Origin of the sequence: Streptococcus jiangnanensis (assembly GCF_040888325.1) — a bacterium.
Lineage (GTDB): Bacteria > Bacillota > Bacilli > Lactobacillales > Streptococcaceae > Streptococcus > Streptococcus jiangnanensis.
Genome location: NZ_JBFNFF010000001.1, coordinates 62,120 through 81,265, shown reverse-complemented (window position 1 = coordinate 81,265; position 19,146 = coordinate 62,120). Strand labels below are relative to the sequence as shown.

16 protein-coding genes are annotated in these 19,146 nt (G+C 42.4%); 3 read left to right on the top strand and 13 right to left on the bottom strand.

All coding sequences use genetic code 11. From position 1 onward, the window contains the following. Positions 1-15: 15 nt before the first annotated feature. Both glpK and AB2B49_RS00360 read right to left on the bottom strand, forming a co-directional pair. The gene (gene glpK, locus AB2B49_RS00365; RefSeq protein WP_076984232.1) at positions 16-1,524 is read right to left on the bottom strand and encodes a glycerol kinase GlpK; all 1,509 of its coding nucleotides are present in this window, start codon (positions 1,522-1,524) and stop codon (positions 16-18) included. A 156-nt stretch (positions 1,525-1,680) separates the two neighbouring features. After that, positions 1,681-3,108: a helix-turn-helix domain-containing protein gene (locus tag AB2B49_RS00360; RefSeq protein WP_049477599.1), complete on the bottom strand. Its 1,428-nt coding sequence runs from the start codon at positions 3,106-3,108 to the stop codon at positions 1,681-1,683. Between the two features lie 164 nt (positions 3,109-3,272). Between AB2B49_RS00360 and hslO the strand changes: the two genes are divergently transcribed. After that, on the top strand, positions 3,273-4,145 hold the full coding sequence (gene hslO, locus AB2B49_RS00355) for an Hsp33 family molecular chaperone HslO (RefSeq protein WP_049518848.1): 873 nt from the start codon (positions 3,273-3,275) through the stop codon (positions 4,143-4,145). Next, entirely contained in the window at positions 4,132-5,112 is a 981-nt protein-coding gene (dusB, locus tag AB2B49_RS00350) for a tRNA dihydrouridine synthase DusB (protein ID WP_000183317.1), read from the top strand. Before hslO ends, dusB begins: the two co-directional genes overlap by 14 nt. A 64-nt stretch (positions 5,113-5,176) precedes the next feature. Here dusB and AB2B49_RS00345 read toward each other — a convergent pair whose 3' ends face one another. Continuing rightward, positions 5,177-5,860, bottom strand: coding sequence for a hypothetical protein (locus tag AB2B49_RS00345; RefSeq protein WP_049504551.1), 684 nt, complete (start codon positions 5,858-5,860; stop codon positions 5,177-5,179). Positions 5,861-6,125: 265 nt separating this feature from the next. Here AB2B49_RS00345 and AB2B49_RS00340 point away from each other — a divergent pair, with 265 nt between their 5' ends. Continuing rightward, entirely contained in the window at positions 6,126-6,356 is a 231-nt protein-coding gene (locus AB2B49_RS00340) for a hypothetical protein (protein WP_049504550.1), read from the top strand. 48 nt (positions 6,357-6,404) lie between these two features. Here AB2B49_RS00340 and AB2B49_RS00335 read toward each other — a convergent pair whose 3' ends face one another. The 10 genes from AB2B49_RS00335 to AB2B49_RS00290 form a co-directional block, all read right to left on the bottom strand. After that, positions 6,405-7,178: an NUDIX domain-containing protein gene (locus tag AB2B49_RS00335; protein ID WP_049504549.1), complete on the bottom strand. Its 774-nt coding sequence runs from the start codon at positions 7,176-7,178 to the stop codon at positions 6,405-6,407. 1 nt (position 7,179) lies between these two features. Beyond that, positions 7,180-7,959: a nicotinamide riboside transporter PnuC gene (gene pnuC / locus AB2B49_RS00330; protein WP_076984229.1), complete on the bottom strand. Its 780-nt coding sequence runs from the start codon at positions 7,957-7,959 to the stop codon at positions 7,180-7,182. A 9-nt stretch (positions 7,960-7,968) separates the two neighbouring features. Further along, positions 7,969-9,027, bottom strand: a complete 1,059-nt coding sequence (locus tag AB2B49_RS00325; protein ID WP_206285487.1) for an AAA family ATPase — start codon at positions 9,025-9,027, stop codon at positions 7,969-7,971. A 145-nt stretch (positions 9,028-9,172) separates the two neighbouring features. Then, complete coding sequence (locus AB2B49_RS00320) at positions 9,173-11,605, bottom strand: ATP-dependent Clp protease ATP-binding subunit (protein WP_320691818.1); 2,433 nt, start codon at positions 11,603-11,605, stop codon at positions 9,173-9,175. A gap of 1 nt (position 11,606) precedes the next feature. Then, complete coding sequence (locus AB2B49_RS00315) at positions 11,607-12,065, bottom strand: CtsR family transcriptional regulator (RefSeq protein WP_061421536.1); 459 nt, start codon at positions 12,063-12,065, stop codon at positions 11,607-11,609. Positions 12,066-12,236: 171 nt separating this feature from the next. Further along, entirely contained in the window at positions 12,237-16,031 is a 3,795-nt protein-coding gene (locus AB2B49_RS00310; protein ID WP_269466338.1) for a Spy0128 family protein, read from the bottom strand. A 204-nt stretch (positions 16,032-16,235) separates the two neighbouring features. Beyond that, positions 16,236-16,964 (bottom strand): ABC transporter ATP-binding protein, encoded by a 729-nt coding sequence (locus AB2B49_RS00305; protein WP_049504541.1) that lies wholly within the window; start codon positions 16,962-16,964, stop codon positions 16,236-16,238. Further along, a complete protein-coding gene (locus AB2B49_RS00300; protein ID WP_000754537.1) occupies positions 16,964-17,971 on the bottom strand; it encodes an ABC transporter substrate-binding protein in 1,008 nt (335 codons plus the stop codon). The genes AB2B49_RS00305 and AB2B49_RS00300 overlap by 1 nt, the downstream gene beginning before the upstream one ends. A 38-nt stretch (positions 17,972-18,009) precedes the next feature. Continuing rightward, entirely contained in the window at positions 18,010-18,768 is a 759-nt protein-coding gene (locus AB2B49_RS00295) for an ABC transporter permease (RefSeq protein ID WP_196769363.1), read from the bottom strand. Continuing rightward, positions 18,731-19,021 (bottom strand): thiamine-binding protein, encoded by a 291-nt coding sequence (locus AB2B49_RS00290; protein ID WP_049504536.1) that lies wholly within the window; start codon positions 19,019-19,021, stop codon positions 18,731-18,733. Before AB2B49_RS00290 ends, AB2B49_RS00295 begins: the two co-directional genes overlap by 38 nt. Positions 19,022-19,146: the final 125 nt, after the last annotated feature.

The following is a 19,146-nucleotide window of genomic DNA, read 5'->3' as shown; positions in this document are numbered from 1 at the left end:
TTTATTCTTTCAGTATTAGTCATCGATTTCCGCAAAGACTTGCGTTGCTTTCACAGCCTTCTTCCAGCCCTTGTAGAGTTGTTCCTTGCGAGATTCGTTCATCGATGGCTCAAAGAGTTCTCCAGTCTCATTCAAGAGCTTCAACTCATCCAAGTCCTTCCAGTAGCCTACTGACAAACCTGCTAGGAAGGCTGCTCCTAGAGCAGTTGTTTCCAAGTTTTTGGCGCGTGCGATGTCGATTCCCAAGATGTCAGCCTGGAACTGCATCAGGAAGTTGTTCATAGCTGCACCGCCATCTACCTTCAAGACTTGGATAGCTGTCTGAGCATCTACTTGCATGGTGTCGATGATGTCACGTACTTGATAAGCGATAGATTGCAAGGTTGCCTTGATAAAGTCTTCTTTGCTTGTTCCACGAGTTAAGCCAAAGACCGAACCACGAGCATTTTGGTTCCAATATGGAGCACCTAGACCTGTAAAGGCAGGTACTACATAAACTTCGTCATTGTTGTGAGAATTGAGAGCATATTTTTCAGACTCTGGTGAATTTTCAACCATGCGAAGTCCATCACGAAGCCACTGAATGGCACTTCCTGCGATGAAGATAGAACCTTCCAAGGCATAGTAAACCTTGCCGTTGATTCCATAACCAATCGTTGTCAAAAGGTTGTTTTCAGACAACTGCATCTCTTCACCAGTGTTCATAATGATGAAAGAACCTGTTCCATAAGTATTCTTGACCATACCAGGTTCAAAGGCCAACTGACCGAAGAGGGCTGCCTGTTGGTCCCCAGCCATACCTGAAATTGGTACTTCTCCACCGTAGAAATGGAATGGAGCAGTCTTGCCGTAGATTTCAGAGTTAGAACGAACTTCTGGAAGCATAGCCTTAGGAATGTTGAGGATTTCCAAAATCTCATCATCCCATTTGAGTTCTTTAATGTTATAAAGCATGGTACGGGCTGCATTTGAGTAATCCGTCACGTGAGCCGCACCGTCAGTCAATTTCCAAACCAACCAAGTATCAATGGTACCAAAGAGCAATTCTCCTTTTTCTGCTCGCTCTTGAGCGCCTTCTACATGGTCCAAAATCCAACGAACCTTGGTAGCTGAGAAGTAAGCATCAATGATCAAACCAGTCTTTTCATGGAATTTTTCCACATAACCTTGGCTTTTTAGTTGTTCAGCCAGAGGTGCTGTCTGGCGTGATTGCCAAACGATAGCATTATAGATAGGGAGCCCTGTTTTCTTATCCCAGACGACAGTTGTTTCACGCTGGTTGGTAATCCCGATTGCTTCGATTTGACTTGGTTTCACACCACTTTCGATGAAAGCACCCGCGATAACTGACTGAACAGAGTTCCAAATTTCATTGGCATTGTGCTCTACCCAACCTGCTTGAGGGAAAATCTGAGTGAACTCTTTTTGACTAGAGCTGACTTTTTCTCCTTTTTTGTTAAAAATGATGGCACGAGAACTGGTCGTTCCTTGGTCAATGGCCATGATGTATTTTTCTTGTGACATGTGCTGTCCTCCTGATAAAATCTTGAGGGGGTCCCTCTTTACAGTAACTAGTATACAAAATAAAGCGCTTTCTTGTTCATCAATTTTTTTTAAATTTTAAAAAAATGTGAGGAGATTGTGCGAATTTCACAAAAAAGACCTGAAAATTCAGGTCTTTTAGGCAAAGAGCATCTGACGAATCTTTGCCAAATCCTCCATATCCAAGTCGTTTTTTAAATAATAGATCGGAGTCTGTTCTTTCTTATGAATAGGGTTGTTGGTAATCAACAAATCATAATGTCGACTGGGGTCATAGGCTTCAATAGTAATGAAACGATTGTATTCCAAATACCGTTTCAAAAGGGCAGCCATCCTAGAAAAGACAAGGAAACCAGATGTCAAATCCAGACCAATCCTCATATGTTGGCCACCATTTTCTGCCATATACTCTATCAACTGGAGCCATTCCCAGAGAATTTTCTTATCCAAATCCGTCCCCTGCTGAAAGGCAGGTATAGCATGAAAAATTCTCTCTGCAGTCCCTCTAAAATCATGTTCCATCAGCAAATAGGGATGACGATTCTCTGTCTGGTATCTGTACTGATCTTGCAAGATATAGCCCTTGTAGAGATAAACTTGACCACAAAGCTGACTCAGTTCATAGGTGACATGGTCCTCTGTGTAGTCCCCCAGCAGCTCCTCCTTCTTCATCTCTTGAATCAATTGCGTCAGCAAATCGGCTAATTGCCCTCCAAAACCAAGGATATACTCCATAGTATGAAGGGGCAAGATACGATGGGAAAGGAGAAATGAAAAGAATACCATCATCTCACCATCCTCAGTTCCTAGAGGGATATGTTGCCCAGCAAAAAAGGACGGAGCCTTTCTCAGCAAACGAAGGTAGAAAATATTGTCAAAATACCCTCGCATTTTTTCTTCTATGACTTGAAACTGACAGGCGTTAACCCGAAGGCGCTGTTGACTGATGTGAACCCAGAGAACCAAGTCCAGTTTCTGACCTGAAGACAAGCTAGCACCGCAGATTTCTTCTAAGCTGGCAATCTCCTGCTTTCTCTCTGGCTTCTGCATATGTCCTTCCCATTCCTGACTGGACCACAACTTGCGAAAAAGACAGAAATAGAAATAGCGAATCTGATGCTCCGGACCTCGCCAACGGCCATTTTGGATGGATAAGTCAAACTCTGACAAAATCTGATTTAGACTAGCTAAGTGGCGACCAAGCGTGGCCTCGCTAATCATCAATTCTTGAGCCAACTGATGAGCTAGAAACTGTTGGTGATAGAGAAGGTAAACCAAAATTTGGTACTTAATGGCATTGTCTAGAAACAAGCTCCGAATCTCTCTCCCCTTGGTAGCTGCACCAATCGACAAGCGCAGATTTTCATCTTCCAAGTGGATGGTCAGCTCTAATCCTCTTTCCAAGGCATTTTCGTTAATCAGAGAGATATACTTGGTTAAGGTCGCCTTTGAAAAACCTGTTTCTTCCATGGCTTCCTTGACTGTTGTCTGCGAATCTTGTAATAGAAAGGAAAGGACTAAAAATTGGCCAGATTCGGCTTTTTCCATCAAATCACCTAAATACATTTGTTACCCCTTTCATTTTCTCCTTCAAGCATAGCATAAATCTTTCAAATGCTGAAATAATCTGTTTCTCATTTTATTTTAAGGTTGATTTCCTCGTCATTATTCCACAGAAACAGCAAACACACAGCTCCCCCTTTGGGCATTTTTATGCTAAAATAGTAGCTATGGATAAAATTATTAAAACAATATCAGAAAGCGGAGCCTTTCGTGCTTTTGTCCTTGATAGCACTGAAACCGTCCGCACTGCTCAAGAAAAACATCAAACTCAAGCCAGTTCAACTGTTGCACTTGGCCGTACCCTTATCGCTAGCCAAATTCTCGCAGCCAATGAAAAAGGAAATACCAAACTAACGGTTAAAGTTCTTGGAACGAGCTCTCTTGGTGCCATCATCACGGTTGCAGATACCAAGGGCAACGTCAAAGGCTACGTTCAAAATCCAGGTGTTGACATCAAAAAAACTGCAACTGGTGAAGTCCTTGTTGGACCTTTTGTCGGCAATGGCCAATTCCTCGTTATCACAGACTATGGTACTGGAAATCCCTACAACTCCATGACTCCTCTCATCTCTGGGGAAATCGGTGAAGACTTGGCCTATTACCTTACTGAAAGCCAACAAACCCCTTCAGCAGTCGGCCTCAATGTTCTTTTGGATAAAGACGACAAGGTCAAAGTTGCCGGAGGTTTCCTTCTCCAAGTATTGCCAGGGGCCAAGGAAGAAGAGATTGCCCGCTTTGAAAAACGCATTCAAGAAATGCCAGCCATCTCAACCCTTCTAGAAAGCGATGACCATATCGAAGCCCTTCTCAAGGCCATCTATGGTGACGAATCTTACAAACGTCTATCTGAAGAAGAAATCCGTTTCCAATGTGACTGCAGCAAAGACCGTTTTATGAACGCTCTTGCCAGCCTTCCAAATTCAGACCTTGAGGAAATGAAAGAGGAAGACCACGGGGCAGAAATCACTTGTCAATTCTGCCAAACTACTTATAACTTTGATGAAAACGACCTGGAGGAACTCATTCGTGACAAATCTTAATACACCCTTTATGATTGGCAATGTTGAGATTCCCAATCGTACTGTTTTAGCACCCATGGCTGGCGTGACAAACTCAGCCTTTCGTACCATCGCAAAAGAGCTCGGAGCGGGGCTCGTTGTGATGGAAATGGTCTCTGACAAGGGAATCCAATACAACAATGAAAAAACCCTGCATATGCTTCATATCGATGAAGGAGAGAACCCTGTTTCTATCCAACTTTTTGGTAGCGATGAAGATAGCCTAGCACGCGCAGCAGAATTCATCCAAGAAAATACTAAGACCGATATCGTCGATATCAACATGGGCTGCCCAGTTAACAAAATCGTGAAAAACGAAGCTGGCGCTATGTGGCTCAAGGACCCAGATAAGATCTACTCTATTATCAACAAGGTCCAATCTGTCCTTGATATCCCCCTCACCGTCAAAATGCGCACTGGCTGGTCTGACCCATCCCTAGCCGTGGAGAATGCTCTCGCAGCTGAGGCAGCCGGTGTCTCTGCCCTCGCCATGCATGGCCGTACACGTGAGCAAATGTATACTGGTCATGCCGACCTTGAGACCCTTCACAAGGTTGCTCAAGCTTTGACCAAGATTCCCTTCATCGCAAACGGTGATATCCGTACTGTCCAAGAAGCCAAGCAACGCATAGAAGAAGTCGGTGCTGACGCAGTCATGATTGGCCGTGCTGCCATGGGAAATCCTTACCTCTTCAACCAAATCAACCATTACTTTGAAACAGGAGAAATTCTCCCTGATTTGACCTTTGAAGACAAGATGAAAATTGCCTACGAACACTTGAAACGCTTGATTAACCTCAAAGGAGAAAACGTCGCAGTTCGTGAATTCCGTGGCCTCGCTCCTCATTACCTCCGGGGAACATCTGGCGCTGCCAAACTCCGTGGAGCCATTTCGCAAGCTAGCACCCTAGCAGAGATTGAAGCCCTCTTGCAATTAGACAAAGCATAATAGAAAAAACCGTAACTCGCTTGGAGTTTACGGTTTTTTAGATTCTAGGAAAACCTAGAGACTATTATTGAATCAAGGCAACGCTTGAAACTTTACCATCCGCACCTGTTGTAATTTGGATGATTTTTCCTCCACCGATTTTGGCATTATACTTGCCATCATCAAGGGTGTAAGAGTAGCCTCTGATAGAATAGTTTTCTTTCTTTCCATCTGCAGTTTCTACTGTAAATTGGCCTCCTGATGAAACTGTAATAGTTTCGCCATTCGCTCCCTTCCAGTTGCCTGCAGCTGCTGAGAAGTCACCATCGACCATGGTTAAAACACCCTTGTAGCGTTTGTTGTGTTCTGCTTGCTTGTCTTGAAGTTTGCGGTCAGTTGTTGGATCATAGCCTGACTGGTTAGACTGGGCTTGAGAGTCTTGCTGAGTTAAAGGTGCCTGAGAAGGGGCTTGTTGACTAGGAGCTGCTTGTTCTTGTCTTGATTCAGGTGCTGGTTTCGCTTGTGACTGATCTGCCGTTGTAGAAGACTGACCAGAAGATGCCTGAGCCTTTTCAGATGAAGCTGAGCTTGAAGATTTTTGTGTCTTACTTTCTTTGCTAGAAGAAGCTGCTTTAGAACTTGATGATTGACTTGTCTTGGCAGAGCTACTGGTTTGAGTGGTTTCGTTTTTATTTCCACAAGCTCCTAGTAGCAAGGTAGAAGCCAATACAGTCGCTGCCATCAATTTGATATAGGTTTTCTTTTTCATTTTTCTACTCCTTTGTAACATTTTTGAAATGTTAAGAAATCTTTTTGTAACACAATTGTAACATTGGACCTTGAATCTGTCAACTATTTAGAGAAACTATTTTAAAAAATTTCTCTCTACTATCTCTATTCGTAATTGAAACAAAAAAATAGAAAATTTTTTAGATAAGAGTCCTATTTTTTACATCATCTTTGTGTAATCGCTTGCATTGCATTAGATAAAGGAATATAATAACATTGAAATAGAATATAAGAGGTGCACTCTTATGCTAAATAAGTATTACAAGTATCTTCCTTGGTTGATTTTGGGAGCTATTGGCTCTTATCAATCAGCCACTTACTATGCGCGAACTGCATTTGATGTCTTCTATCTGACTGCAATCTTTTTGATTGTTTATATCGCTTTGTTATTTTTGCACGAGAACTATCTCAAGTATCGATATAAAGACTTCTTTACTCACATGTTGAGTAATCCTAAGAAAGATAGCCATTCATAAAAAATGATGATAAATAAAAAGGTCGGGAAAAGTTCCCGGCCTCGTTTTTTATTTCAATCGATAGGTTTTTCTTGGTTTCTTTTTGGGCACTCGTTTGAGTCCGACTTCTTCTACATATTCGCCATATTTTACGAGAAAGTTATTGCTAACGATTGGGCGACCTGGGTTGATGAGATTGACCAGTTCAGTTCCTTCGTAAACAGTGAACTCTTCCTCCAGCAGATAAAGGAAGGTCGGATTCCAATCGAGACGGCCTTGGATTCGTTTGATGGATTCTTGGATTATGGCATAATGGTCAAAGGCGAAGGCTCTCTCCTCCAACTCTACTCCCTCTAGGAAGCACTTGCCCGTCTGAAAATCGACATCTACAAAAACCACATCCTTAGCATCATCTCCAGCCTGAACGAGATCTAAGGCACGACTAGGTAGGTACACCAAGTGGGCAATGGTCACCGTCCAGCCACGTGGATCACGACCAGGAGTCGATACGGTCATCAATTGCTCGATTTTTTCCAAAGGTAGATCGAGATTGACTTCTTCTCTCACTTCGCGTTGACAGGCATGCGCAGCATCCTCTCCCTTATCCATAAAGCCTCCAACCAGAGCCAAACAGTTTTGATAAGGGTGAGCCTTGCGACGGATCAGCAAGAGTTTGATCTTTCCTTCAACAAAGCAGTAGGCTACCATATCTACTGTCACACTTGGTTTTTCATATTGAGGGAGTTCCTGTCTGTAGTACCAATCCAAAAACTCCTCCTGACTGGCATGGATTTCAAAATATTCTTTTTCCGTCATCCCTGTTGGAATCTTCGTATCTACCATTTTAAACCTCCTTTCGAACTGCCTTGGTCCATTGGTACCATCCCACTAGACTATTGAGCGTGTAAACCCAGTACATCCCTTGGATGTGGATATTTTCACCCCACCAGAGGTAGATACTAAAGAGATTGGTTGCAATCCAGAAAATCCATTGCTCGCGGTAAAGACGTGTCATCAAGAGCTGACCAACACCATTGGTCGCATCGGTTACACTATCACGGAAAGGTCGAGCACTATTGATACTTTGATAAGCCAAGCCCATGCCAATCCAGATAATGGCAGTCAAGACCAAGTACTTGAGCCAGTCAAGAACAGATAATTTCTTAGCTTCAAAGTGAGATTCTTCTGGTTTTCCTTGGTCATTGATACGATTGGACAACCAAGCATAGAGACCAATCGGCTGCATGACAAAGAAGTAAACGGTCGTCAAGACTTCGCCATAAAAAGTCGCATTCATGGCCAAAATCAAATAGATAGCCGAGTTAATAGCCCCAAAGAGATAATTGCTTGCACGACCTTCTGCTACCAAAATAACACAGACAATCCCAGTCCAGGATGCAAATAAGCTAAGCCAGTCATGGCTTTCCGTATTTTGTGTAAACTCCAAGATCAAGGGGACACTTGACAGGGCGATGAGATACAACCACTGGAAAAGGCTACGGCCGACAAAGAGATCTTTCCAGAGCAGGTGCATGATCCCTGCAAAACCGATCTTGCGGGCTTCAGCATGGACATTTTTAAAGTTTTCGATAAATTGTGTGATTTTTTTAGTTAGTTTTTTCATATTTTTCTCCTAATCTGCTTGGTAAATGGCATCAATAGCCACTTTTGCTGCTTCATAATTGCCTAGATAATCCTCTGCTAGATAAACTAAAGGAATAGTCGTTAAGTATCTCTCTCTCATCTGATCCAAATGCTGGGAAAAACTGTAGCGAATATGGTCTTCCGCCATGGTCATATCTCTAAATCCGTCATTGACATAGGAACCGACAGGTTGCACGAAGAGAATCAAGTCCCATTTTTCCTTAGCCAAGATTGAAACAAAGAGATTGTCAAAGGTTTCTCCTGATAAATCCCCTTGGTCCTCAGTCTCCATGTAATAGTCATAGTAGCCCTTGGTTACCAAGGAGTTGGTATCGGCTATCACTAGACCTCGATTGGCATTGCTATCGATTAACTTGGAGGTCTGGTCATACTGCCCTAAAAGGAGATAATAATAATCCTTTGGGGTCAATTCATCGTCGCGGACATTGTTTTTGATCTGGTACTCACGCGCGTATTCCAGACTAACGGGCGCATCGTAATACCTTGCCAAATCCTTGGCCAGAGTGGTCTTCCCATTGCTAGCACTTCCCATAATCAAGACTTTCTTGGTAAACTGACGACGGAAGGGTTGAGCGATGTATTTCCAATATTTGCTTGGATTTTCTCGAATCATAGTCGCTGAGATACCAAACTTTCTTTCTTGCAAAACGGTCTCAAAGCCACGCTTAGCTAGTTCTTGCTGGTAGTCTTCTTCTCCCACAAAGAAAGTCAGTCCTTGCTTGGTTTCATCATAGGAAATCTCCGCTAACATCTGGTCCAACCACTCCTGCCAGCCCATAGGGTAACGGGGAAGGTTGGTCTCATCTAACTTGCAGACAAAGGTCAACTCATCATCACGAAAAGCCTCTCGAATATAGCGAAATCGTTTTTGAAGACTTAAACCTACCTGCTCACCTCGGTCTCCCTCGTAGCCTGAAACGACTACCCAGACCTGGTCACACTGACGCTTCGCTCGCTGGATCAGATCGATATGTCCCTGATGGAGGGGGGCAAAGGTCCCAAACACCACTGCTGTTTTCTTTTTCATAAACGTTTTACCTTTTTATACTTTTTGATATTTTTATTTTCTATGTTTTTATTATATACTATATTTTTGTTTTGTCAATACTTTTTTATCATTTTTTATAAAAAAGTAGCAAAAAAGAATCAGGATTGCTCCTGACTCTCTATTTTTAAGCAATATCAAATTTTAACTGGCCTGCTTTGACACCAATCTTAAGTGTCTTACCTGCCACCAATTCTCCCTTGAGAAGAAGTTCTGCCAACTTGTCTTCCACTTCTGTTTGCAGGGTTCTGCGAAGTGGGCGAGCTCCCATTTCTGGATTGTAACCGTGACTAGCTAGCAACTTCAGTGCCGAAGCTTGCAGTTTCAAGTCGATACCTTTCTCTGCCAGGCTAGCAATCAATGGTTTGACCATAATCTTGACAATTTCTTGCATGTGCTTGCTATCTAAGCTATGGAAGACCACCTTTTCATCAATACGGTTGATAAACTCTGGTCGATAAGTTTTTTTCAGCTCTTCAAAGATTCGTTTCTCCATATTTTCCTGGTCAAAACGAATGTCTTTCGCGCCAAAGCCGACCGTCTTGTCATCACGAAGGGCTGTCGCACCAAGGTTTGATGTCATGATGATAATGGTATTTGAAAAATCAACCTTGCGCCCCTTGCTATCTGTCAAGACACCGTCGTCCAGAACCTGCAAGAGGACATTAAAGATATCTGGGTGGGCCTTCTCTACCTCATCAAAAAGGAGAACGGAATAGGGTTTGTTGCGAACCTTCTCGGTCAACTCCCCACCTTCCTCGTAGCCCACATAGCCTGGAGGTGCTCCATTGAGACGGCTAGCTGCGAATTTCTCCATATACTCACTCATATCAAAGCGGATAAGGGCTGATTCGTCATCAAAGAGAACTTCTGCCAGAGCCTTTGCCAATTCGGTCTTACCGACTCCTGTCGGCCCTAGGAACATAAAGGAACCAATCGGACGCTTGTGACTGCGAATTCCTAACTGGTTTCGGCGAATCGCACGGCTAATACTTGAAACAGCTTGATCTTGACCGATGACACGTTTGTGTAGTTCAGCTTCCAAGTTCAGATATTTCTTGGCATCAGTCTGGGTCAGTTTTTGGACTGGAATCCCTGACAAGCGGCTCAAAGTGGTTAAAATATCAGATTCTGTCACCAAGTCTTTATAGACAGGAACTTCCTGCTCTTTTGCGATTAGCTGGGCCGCTTGTTTCCACTTGCCATCCATCAGGGCCTTGTCAGCTGGAGTCAAGTAGGATTCATCTGCTTTCACATACTTGGATTTGTTTTGCACTGTTGCTGCTGCTTCATCTAAGAGGTCGATAGCAGAGTCTGGCAAGTGACGACTAGTCAAGTAACGATGCGCCATCTTAACAGCTGTTTCAACAGCTTCATCTGTGATTTGCACACGATGGTGTTTCTCATAGGTAGCTTTCAAACCTTGCAAAATGATCATGCTGTCAGCTAAACTGGGCTCTTCAATCGTCACTTTGGCAAACCGACGAGAAAGGGCAGCGTCTTTTTCGATGTGTTTTTGGTATTCTTCCTGAGTGGTTGCACCAACTGTTCTCAAAGTTCCACGAGCTAAGGCTGGCTTCAAGATATTGGCTGCATCCAGAGTCGAATCAATACCGCTACCAGAACCCATGATGGTGTGGAGTTCATCGATAAAGAGGATCACTTTGCCATCCTCCTCGATATCCTTGATGATGTTGTTCATGCGCTCTTCAAAATCTCCACGGAAACGTGTTCCCGCAACGACATTCATCAAATCAAGCTCCAAAACGCGCATCTTGGCCATTTCAGCTGGTACGTCCCCACTAGCAATACGCTGGGCAAGCCCAAGTGCTAAAGCTGTTTTCCCGACACCCGCATCTCCAACCAAGACCGGATTGTTCTTGGTCTTCCGGCTCAAGATTTGAATCATACGTGAGATTTCCTTGTCTCGACCGATAACTGGCTCTAACTTGCCAGAACGCGCTTGCTCCGTCAGGTCATGCGTGTAGTCCTCTAGACCACCACTTTGAGCTTGAGGCATGCCCATCATATTGGCCATGGAATTTTGCTTGTCAGATACTGTGCGATGGCGTTGACGCAAAGCCTTGAGGTCTTCACGAGTCCAGCCAGCACGCTCTTCTAGGTTGCGACGAAGAGCAGCAATTCTGACCTGATCTTTCTGGTCTTCATAAGAAAAGCCTGCTCTCTCCAAGATGCGAGTTGCCAAGGCATTACCATCATGCAAGATCGCATAGAGAACATGCTCTGTCCCTAGCACCTTTGCGTGGACCACTGAGGCCACATACTCTGCTTCTGCAAAGAGAACTTCCAAACGATGGGAAAAGGGCAATTCCGTAAAGGTTTCGTCTTGGCTATAGTCCGTTTCAGTCAGTTCCAACGCAACCTCTTCTAAACGGTCCATCTCGTATGGATAATCATTTAGAGTTGTACCTGCCACACTATAACTGTGATTGGACATGGCAATCAATAAATGCCAAGACTCTAGATAACGAGCTCCAAAATGGCCAGCAACCATGTAGGCACTTTCGATACATTCATTCAATGCTTTTGAATAGTTCATCTTACTTCTCTTTTCTATCTACCTCTTGTAATAGCTGTCGGAGCATATTGGCACGGACAACTGAGGATTCTTCTCCTAGGACACGATCCGTTGCTACTGAAGTCAGCAAGGTCATTTCCTGCTTGGTCATCAAGTCCTGCTCCACCAAAAGCTGGAGAATATCCTCATAGATCTCCTGACTAACTCGCTCACCAACCGAGTAAAGCAAATCGCGGAGCATCTCATGATGATTGGAAAACTCAATCCGGCCTATTCGAATGTAGCCTCCACCACCACGCTTGCTCTCAACCAAGTAACCTCTGCTTTCCGTAAAGCGGGTCTTGATGACATAGTTGATCTGACTCGGTACAACCTGGAAGGTATCTGCTAACTGGCTCCGTTGCAATTCCACGATACCAGATTGGTCTAAAATAGCCTTGATATAGGCTTCGATATGATCTGATGTATTTTTAAATCTCATAGTAAATCAAACTCCTTCTTTGAACCTTGACTATCTTTGACTATTATACCGAAATTTTTAATTTTTTTAAAGGAAAAGGGAACGAGTTGCGAAGATTATTATAAACTATCCAAAACAAAAAGATGGGACCGTAAAACGGTCACCATCATTTTGCTTTATTCAAAGTTAAGATTAGTCAACTTTTTTAGTACGGTATACAAGTCCTGCCAAAGCTGCAAGAACTAGACCAAGAATAGTAGAGAATGCTGTAAAGTCTGCTCCACCAGTGTTTGGCAAATCTCCCTTAGGCTGTTCACCCTTAGGATCTTCCTTAGGTTCTTCTTTTTTCGGTTCAGTATATGTGTTAGTGATTGTTGGGTTGTTACCTGTAACTGTTGCTACAAGTTGACCTGCACCATTATCAACGACTTCAACTGTCACTTCGTAAGAATTTTCATCATATTTGATATTCTCATCGTTACCTTTTACTTCAGTAATAGTGTAAGTGTGCTTACCTGCTGTTGCGTACTTAATAGCTTTGAAAGTAACAGTACCGTCTGCAGCGTTTGTAGCTGTTTCGATTACTTCGTTACCTTCTTTAAGTTCAAACTTAAACTGACCTGCTGCAAGTTCTTTTTTACCATTCAAGACTTTCTTAGCTGTGAAAGTTACTTGTGTTGAAGATGCAACATAAGTGTTTGTGAAGGTTGGGTTGTTGTCAGTTACAGTCGCAACAAGTTTGCCTTGACCATTATCTGTAACTTTTACTGTTACATTGTGAGTAGATTTATCATATGTCACACCTGCTTCGTTACCTGCTTTTTCAGAGATAGTGTAAGTGTGCTCACCAGCTTCTTTGTACTCGATACCTGCGAAAGCAACTGTACCGTCTGCAGCGTTTGTTGCTGTTCCGATTACTTTGTCACCTTCTTTAAGTTCAAACTCATATTTGCCTGCTTCAAGGGCTTTACCATTCAAGACTTTCTTAGCGGTAATATTTACAGTTGTTGAAGCTACTTTATAAGTGTTAGTGAAAGTTGGGTTGTTACCTATAACAGTTGCAACAAGTTTTCCTTCCCCGTTATCTTTAACGTTCACCTTAACTTCGTGTTTGGCAGTATCGTATGTCACACCTGCTTCACTACCTACTTTTTCTGAGATAGTGTAAGTGTGGTCGCCTGCTTCATTGAACTCAATGTCTTTGAAAGTCACAGTTCCGTCTGCAGCGTTTTTAGCTGTCGCAACGACTTTGTCACCTTCTTTAAGCTCGAATTCGTATTTATCAGCTTCAAGAGCTTTACCATCTAAGACTTTAGTAGCTGTGATCGTTGCACTTGTTGAAGCTGCTTTATAAGTGTTGGTGAAGGTTGGGTTGTTATCAGTTGCAGTTGCAACAAGTTTGCCTGCACCGTTGTCTGTAACTTTTACTGTTACAGTGTGAATAGTTTTATCGTACTTTACACCTGCTTCGCTACCTACTTTTTCTGAGATAGTGTAAGTATAGTCACCTGCTTCGTTGTACTCAATTTCTTTGAAAGTAACAGTTCCGTCTGCAGCGTTTGTAGCTGTCGCAACGACTTCTTCACCTTTTTTAAGTTCAAACTCATATTTACCAGCTTCAAGGGCTTTACCGTTCAAGACTTTCTTAGCTGTGATCGTTGCACTTGTTTTAGCTGCTTTATATGTGTTGGTGAAGGTTGGGTTGTTATCTGTAACAGCTGCAACAAGTTCACCTTGTCCATTATCTGTAACGTTTACTGTTACTTTATGAGTAGATTCATCGTATGTCACACCTGCTTCGCTACCTGCTTTTTCTGAGATAGTGTAAGTGTGGTCGCCTGCTTCATTGTATTCGATTTCTTTGAAAGTAACAGTGCCGTCTGCAGCGTTTTTAGCTGTCGCAACGACTTTGTCACCTTCTTTAAGCTCGAATTCGTATTTATCAGCTTCAAGAGCTTTACCTTCCAAGACTTTCTTAGCGGTAATATTTACAGTTGTTGAAGCAGCTTTATAAGTGTTAGTGAAGGTTGGGTTGTTACCTGTAACAGTTGCAACAAGTTTTCCTTCCCCGTTATCTTTAACGTTCACCTTAACTTTGTGTTTGGCAGTATCGTATGTCACACCTTTTTCACTACCTGCTTTTTCAGTGATAGTGTAAGTGTAATCACCTGCTGTTTCGAACTCGATTTCTTTGAAAGTAACGGTGCCGTCTGCAGCGTTTTTAGCTGTCGCAACGACTTCTTCACCTTTTTTAAGTTCGAATTCGTATTTATCAGCTTCAAGCTCTTTACCGTTCAAGACTTTCTTAGCCTTGATTGTCGCGCTTGTTGAAGCGGCTTTATAAGTGTTAGTGAAAGTAAGATTATCAGCACCTGTTGCAGTTGCAACAAGTTGACCTTGGCCGTTATCTTTAACGACTACTGTTACTTCATAAGCATTTGGATCGTATTCAACTCCGGCTACATCACCAGCTTTTTCAGAAATAGTGAATGTACGAGTTTTCTCTTTTGTGAACGTAAGTTCTGGGAATTGAATCTTACCGTTTGCATCATTTGAAACAGTATGGAGAACTGTTCCGTTTTCTTTCAACTCAAATTCAAATTTGCCAGCCTCAAGAGCTTTACCCTTTAAGACTTTCTTAGCTTCAAGTTGCAGTTTTGCTTCTTTAGCAGCGTATGAGTTTGTAAATTCTTTCTTAGAATCTTCAAATTTGACGCTCGCTAATTTTTCACCCAAAACATCTTTTACTGTTACAGTCGCTTTAAGGACGTTCGCATCATAAGTGTATCCAGGTTTGTTATCATTAACTTCTTTAATGGTATAGTTAAAAGTTCCTGCTTCTTTGTATTTGATTGCCTCGAACTTCACTTTACCATTCTCGTCATTTTTGACAGTTTGTAAAACATTACCCTGATCATCTAGAAGTTGGAAGCTAAATGCATCTTTTTCAAGAGTTTTACCATTAAGTTTCTTAGTCACTTCTAGAGCAACCTCATCCGATTTGGCACCTACACCAATACCGTCAGTAGTTGTAATTGGTGCAAAACCTTCAAATTCTATTGGTTGGGCTTCCTCGTTTGTAGTGACAGTTACATTGTTCAATACACGTTTAGTAACTGGATTGACTGGTTTAGTCAAACGAGTACGATACATGATATAAAGCCCTTTATGATCTAAGGTTCCATTACCATTAGGTGTAATTGAGAAATGGTTCTTATCTGTTACTTGAACATGAGCCTTATCAAGTGATGATCGTCCGTAACCATTTTCCCAATCTGGGAAGTAGTAACCAGTAATATCACTCGCAAGAACTTGCCCATCAGGAATAGTATCTTGGATATTTACACCAGTGTATGATTTTGCATAACGGTTAACACGGATACGCCAGTTTACATAGTTAGGGTCGTCTGAATCTTGAACTCCCCATTTAGTAAATCCAGTTGGATCAACGTCTGGAACGATACGAGTCAAATGATAAACTCCTGCACCAGGAATGTTGATTTCATATTCCTTATTCTTTTCAACATGGTCCGCCCACACTACAGTAAATGATGCAACAATTTGTTTGTTCTCATTAAACTTCTTAAAGTACTCTTCGTTTGTTACTGTAATCTTAGCAGTATTCGTTGCCTTCTCTGTTGTCAGTGTTGCAATCGTTTCACCGTTCGGAGCTTTCAAATCTGTAGTAGAATCTACTTCGATTTTAAACTCATTTGGAACGTGATAAACCATGAAATCACCGTTTTTCAGAGTTACATTGTCTGGGAATGCGTAAGTTGTTTTAAGATAGAACTTACCTTCACCATATTTGGCATGATCGACTAATCGGTTCGTATTAATCGTCGGCTCTGTAGTCAAAGTGTACTCTGATTCAGTTTTTTCGGCAGCACTAACTACTCCATTAAGTCTTAGTGCAGGCAAAAAGACCGACACAACCAGTAGCAAGGCCATCAAGCCATGAAAGAGTTTTTTATTTCTCTTCGTCACCACATTATCCTCCTTATTGTCTATAATGGTTCAATTATATTATACAGAACCTTGACAGAATGTCAATTAAAATGATTCGGTTTTTATATTAACTTATCAGGTAGATGGATAAATCAGCCAATTCCGTTTCTGCATAAGCTTTGACACAATTAAATCCAAGCAAGATTCTTACTTGGATTTAATATATAATATTGTTCTAAGGATCTAAGTATTTAATCCCAATTCCGCTAAGATTTGACGTTTATAGGCAATTTTTTGGACTTCCTTGTCTTCACTCTGAGACCAATCTAGTTTAACCTCAGAAACAATCTGCCCAGGGCGATTTTTTAAGATATAGATACGGTCACTGAGATTGAGGGCCTCCTCGATACTATGCGTGATGATCAAGGTCGTCAGCTGTAGCTGTTTGTGAATCTCAAGGTACCAAGCGTGGAGTTCCATCTTTGTCATCTCGTCCAGGGCGCTAAAAGCCTCGTCAAGAAGAAAGAGCTTGTGGCCAAAAAGATAGGTCCGCAGCAAGGCCACACGCTGACGCATCCCCCCACTAAGTTCGTGAGGATACTTGTCCCGTACAGCTGTCAACTGGAAGGTCGCAAGGATGTCATCTGCTCGGGCAATGGCTTCTGCCTTATCCACCTTTTGAATCAAGAGGGGCAGGATGATATTGCCAAGCACCGTCTTGTGTTCCAAGAGTAAATCCTTTTGCAACATATAACTCACGCGTCCCTTGGGATTTTCCTCGCCATCAAGGACAATTCGCCCAGACTGGACTTCTAAAATCCCAGCGATTAGGTTAAAGAGGGTGGTCTTTCCTACACCACTTGGACCTAGAATAGAGACCACCTCACCTGACGTCACCTGCAGGTTGATATCCTCTAAAATTTTTTCATCGCCATAGGCATAGCTTACGTGTTCTAGTCTAATTTCTGTCATTATTTTACAAATTCATTAGTGAAACCTTTGTCTGTCAAGTCTTCTTTAAGGATACCATTTTCTTTATCCCATTTGTAGAAGGCATTCCAACGAGCAGCATCAAATTGTCCCCATTTTTCCTTATCGCTTGCGTATTCTTTTGACAAGTATTTTTGAGATTCGATGACAAAGTCGCGTTTTTCCTTGAGTTCAGGTGCATTTTTTATGAGGATATCTGCAGCTTCTTCTGGATGTTCCATGGCATATTGGTAACCTTTTTTGATAGCTTGGATAACTTTACGAGCTTCTTCTTTGTTGTCTTTGAGATAGTCGTTGTTAGCGATGATAACTGGTGAGTAGTAGTCAAACTCCTTGACATAATCTTTCAAATACATGAAGTTAGCATCTACGCCTTGCGATTTGGCAAGGATACCGTCCCAACCGTAGTAGATCCAAGCAGTATCAAAGACGCCATTAGCAATCGGTGTGATGGAGTTTGAGTCGTTGTTTGGTACTTTTTCGACCTTCTCAAAGTCTCCACCTTGAGATTCTACCAAGGTTTTCAACATAGCAAGCTCCGTTGGGTCATTCCAGGTTCCGTATTTCTTCCCAACTAAGTCCTTTGGACTGCTGACATTGTCAGATTTACGTGAGATGATTCCAGATGTATTGTGCTCAACGATAGCGGCAACGGCAGTGATTCCTGCCCCTTTTTCCAATTTCTTAGCCATGTAGTCTTGGAAATAGATAGCAAATGGCGCTTTGCCATTAATCACCAAGTCAGACGAGCTTTCTTCTGGTGGCAATTTCAAATCAACATCCACTCCAGCTTCTTTGAAATAACCTTTTTCCTTGGCAACATATAGCCCTGTGTGGTTAGTATTTGGCGTCCAGTCTAGGATAAAGTCAATCTTCTTGAGTTCTGCTTCTTTATTGTCCTTAGAAGCAGTCCCTTGACCACAAGCCACCAGCACGACAGCTACAAGAGCTGTCACAAGCGTTAAAAACACTTTCCATGTTTTCTTCATCTTCATTTCCTCTTTTCTTTTTCTAAAACATCCTTATCTTAGGGACGTTTCCATTTAATCACATATTTTTCACTAATATCGACCAACTTCATACCGAGAAGGCTGATAATCGACACCAGAATAATAATGGCAAACATGGTGTCATACTGAAACAGTTTCTTTGACTGAATCATGTAGACACCTAGTCCTTCAAAGCCTCCCAACCACTCAGATACCACTGTTGTGATAAAGGCATAGGAGACACTGACCCTCAGACCTGCATAAAAGTAAGGCAGACTGACTGGGATTTTAAAATGCCACAGGATTTGCCAAGGGTTTGCTCGCATCAGACTAAACAAGGTCAGCATATCCTTGTCACAGTGCCTAAAACCGTCCAAAATACTGACGATGATAGGGAAGGTTGTCGTCAAGATTATCAAGACAATCTTGGGCAAAATCCCATAACCTAGCCACAAGACCAAGATAGGGGCTATGGCAATAGTCGGAATGGTCTGAACAACCACCATCATAGGGTAAATCAGGTCATTGAGCCAAGTTAGACTGTCCATAAGCACAGCCATGATACAGGCAATCAAGACACCCAGCACTAGACCGAGTAAAGCCACTCTCAAGGTTGCCCAGCTATGGTGCCAGAGAAATTCTCTGTCACGAACAAAGGACTGGAGAATCTCAAGAGGAGTTGGCAGGATAAACTTGGGTAAAAGTTTGAATATTCCCGCTAACTGCCAGACCGACAAGACTCCGAGAAATCCCAAAAGACTAATCTGTTGTCTCATCATACTTTTCAAGTTTCTCATCAATGCTTAGAATCTCTCCTACATTTATTTTGACATTGGCAAAGACATTATCTGCCTCCTGCCCGGCCACTTCTAGCGCGTCTTTGAGAATGCGCATGAGCTCATCAAACTCCCCTTCCAAGACCGTTTCAAATGGTGTCACCACCATGGTCACGGACTGAGCTTGCAGATAAGCAATCACTTGATCGATAATAGCAATTCGATCAACCCCCTGTGATAGGGGCAAGACCTGCAAGGCAATGCTTGCTTTCATAAAAACCTCCTCTTCTCTGTTTTTCTTTTTGACAAAAAGAAAAACCTTTCCCATATATACGGAAAAGGTGCAGAATTCGACTAAGTATCCTTCCCTACGCTGGCATTACCCAGATCAGGTGCGGT

Coding starts and splice junctions, on each gene's coding strand:
- glpK (WP_076984232.1), bottom strand. CDS start 1,524: ATGTCACAAGAAAAATACATCATGGCCATTGACCAAGGAACGACCAGT.
- AB2B49_RS00360 (WP_049477599.1), bottom strand. CDS start 3,108: ATGTATTTAGGTGATTTGATGGAAAAAGCCGAATCTGGCCAATTTTTA.
- hslO (WP_049518848.1), top strand. CDS start 3,273: ATGGATAAAATTATTAAAACAATATCAGAAAGCGGAGCCTTTCGTGCT.
- AB2B49_RS00345 (WP_049504551.1), bottom strand. CDS start 5,860: ATGAAAAAGAAAACCTATATCAAATTGATGGCAGCGACTGTATTGGCT.
- AB2B49_RS00340 (WP_049504550.1), top strand. CDS start 6,126: ATGCTAAATAAGTATTACAAGTATCTTCCTTGGTTGATTTTGGGAGCT.
- AB2B49_RS00335 (WP_049504549.1), bottom strand. CDS start 7,178: ATGGTAGATACGAAGATTCCAACAGGGATGACGGAAAAAGAATATTTT.
- pnuC (WP_076984229.1), bottom strand. CDS start 7,959: ATGAAAAAACTAACTAAAAAAATCACACAATTTATCGAAAACTTTAAA.
- AB2B49_RS00325 (WP_206285487.1), bottom strand. CDS start 9,027: ATGAAAAAGAAAACAGCAGTGGTGTTTGGGACCTTTGCCCCCCTCCAT.
- AB2B49_RS00320 (WP_320691818.1), bottom strand. CDS start 11,605: ATGAACTATTCAAAAGCATTGAATGAATGTATCGAAAGTGCCTACATG.
- AB2B49_RS00315 (WP_061421536.1), bottom strand. CDS start 12,065: ATGAGATTTAAAAATACATCAGATCATATCGAAGCCTATATCAAGGCT.
- AB2B49_RS00305 (WP_049504541.1), bottom strand. CDS start 16,964: ATGACAGAAATTAGACTAGAACACGTAAGCTATGCCTATGGCGATGAA.
- AB2B49_RS00300 (WP_000754537.1), bottom strand. CDS start 17,971: ATGAAGAAAACATGGAAAGTGTTTTTAACGCTTGTGACAGCTCTTGTA.
- AB2B49_RS00295 (WP_196769363.1), bottom strand. CDS start 18,768: ATGAGAAACTTGAAAAGTATGATGAGACAACAGATTAGTCTTTTGGGA.
- AB2B49_RS00290 (WP_049504536.1), bottom strand. CDS start 19,021: ATGAAAGCAAGCATTGCCTTGCAGGTCTTGCCCCTATCACAGGGGGTT.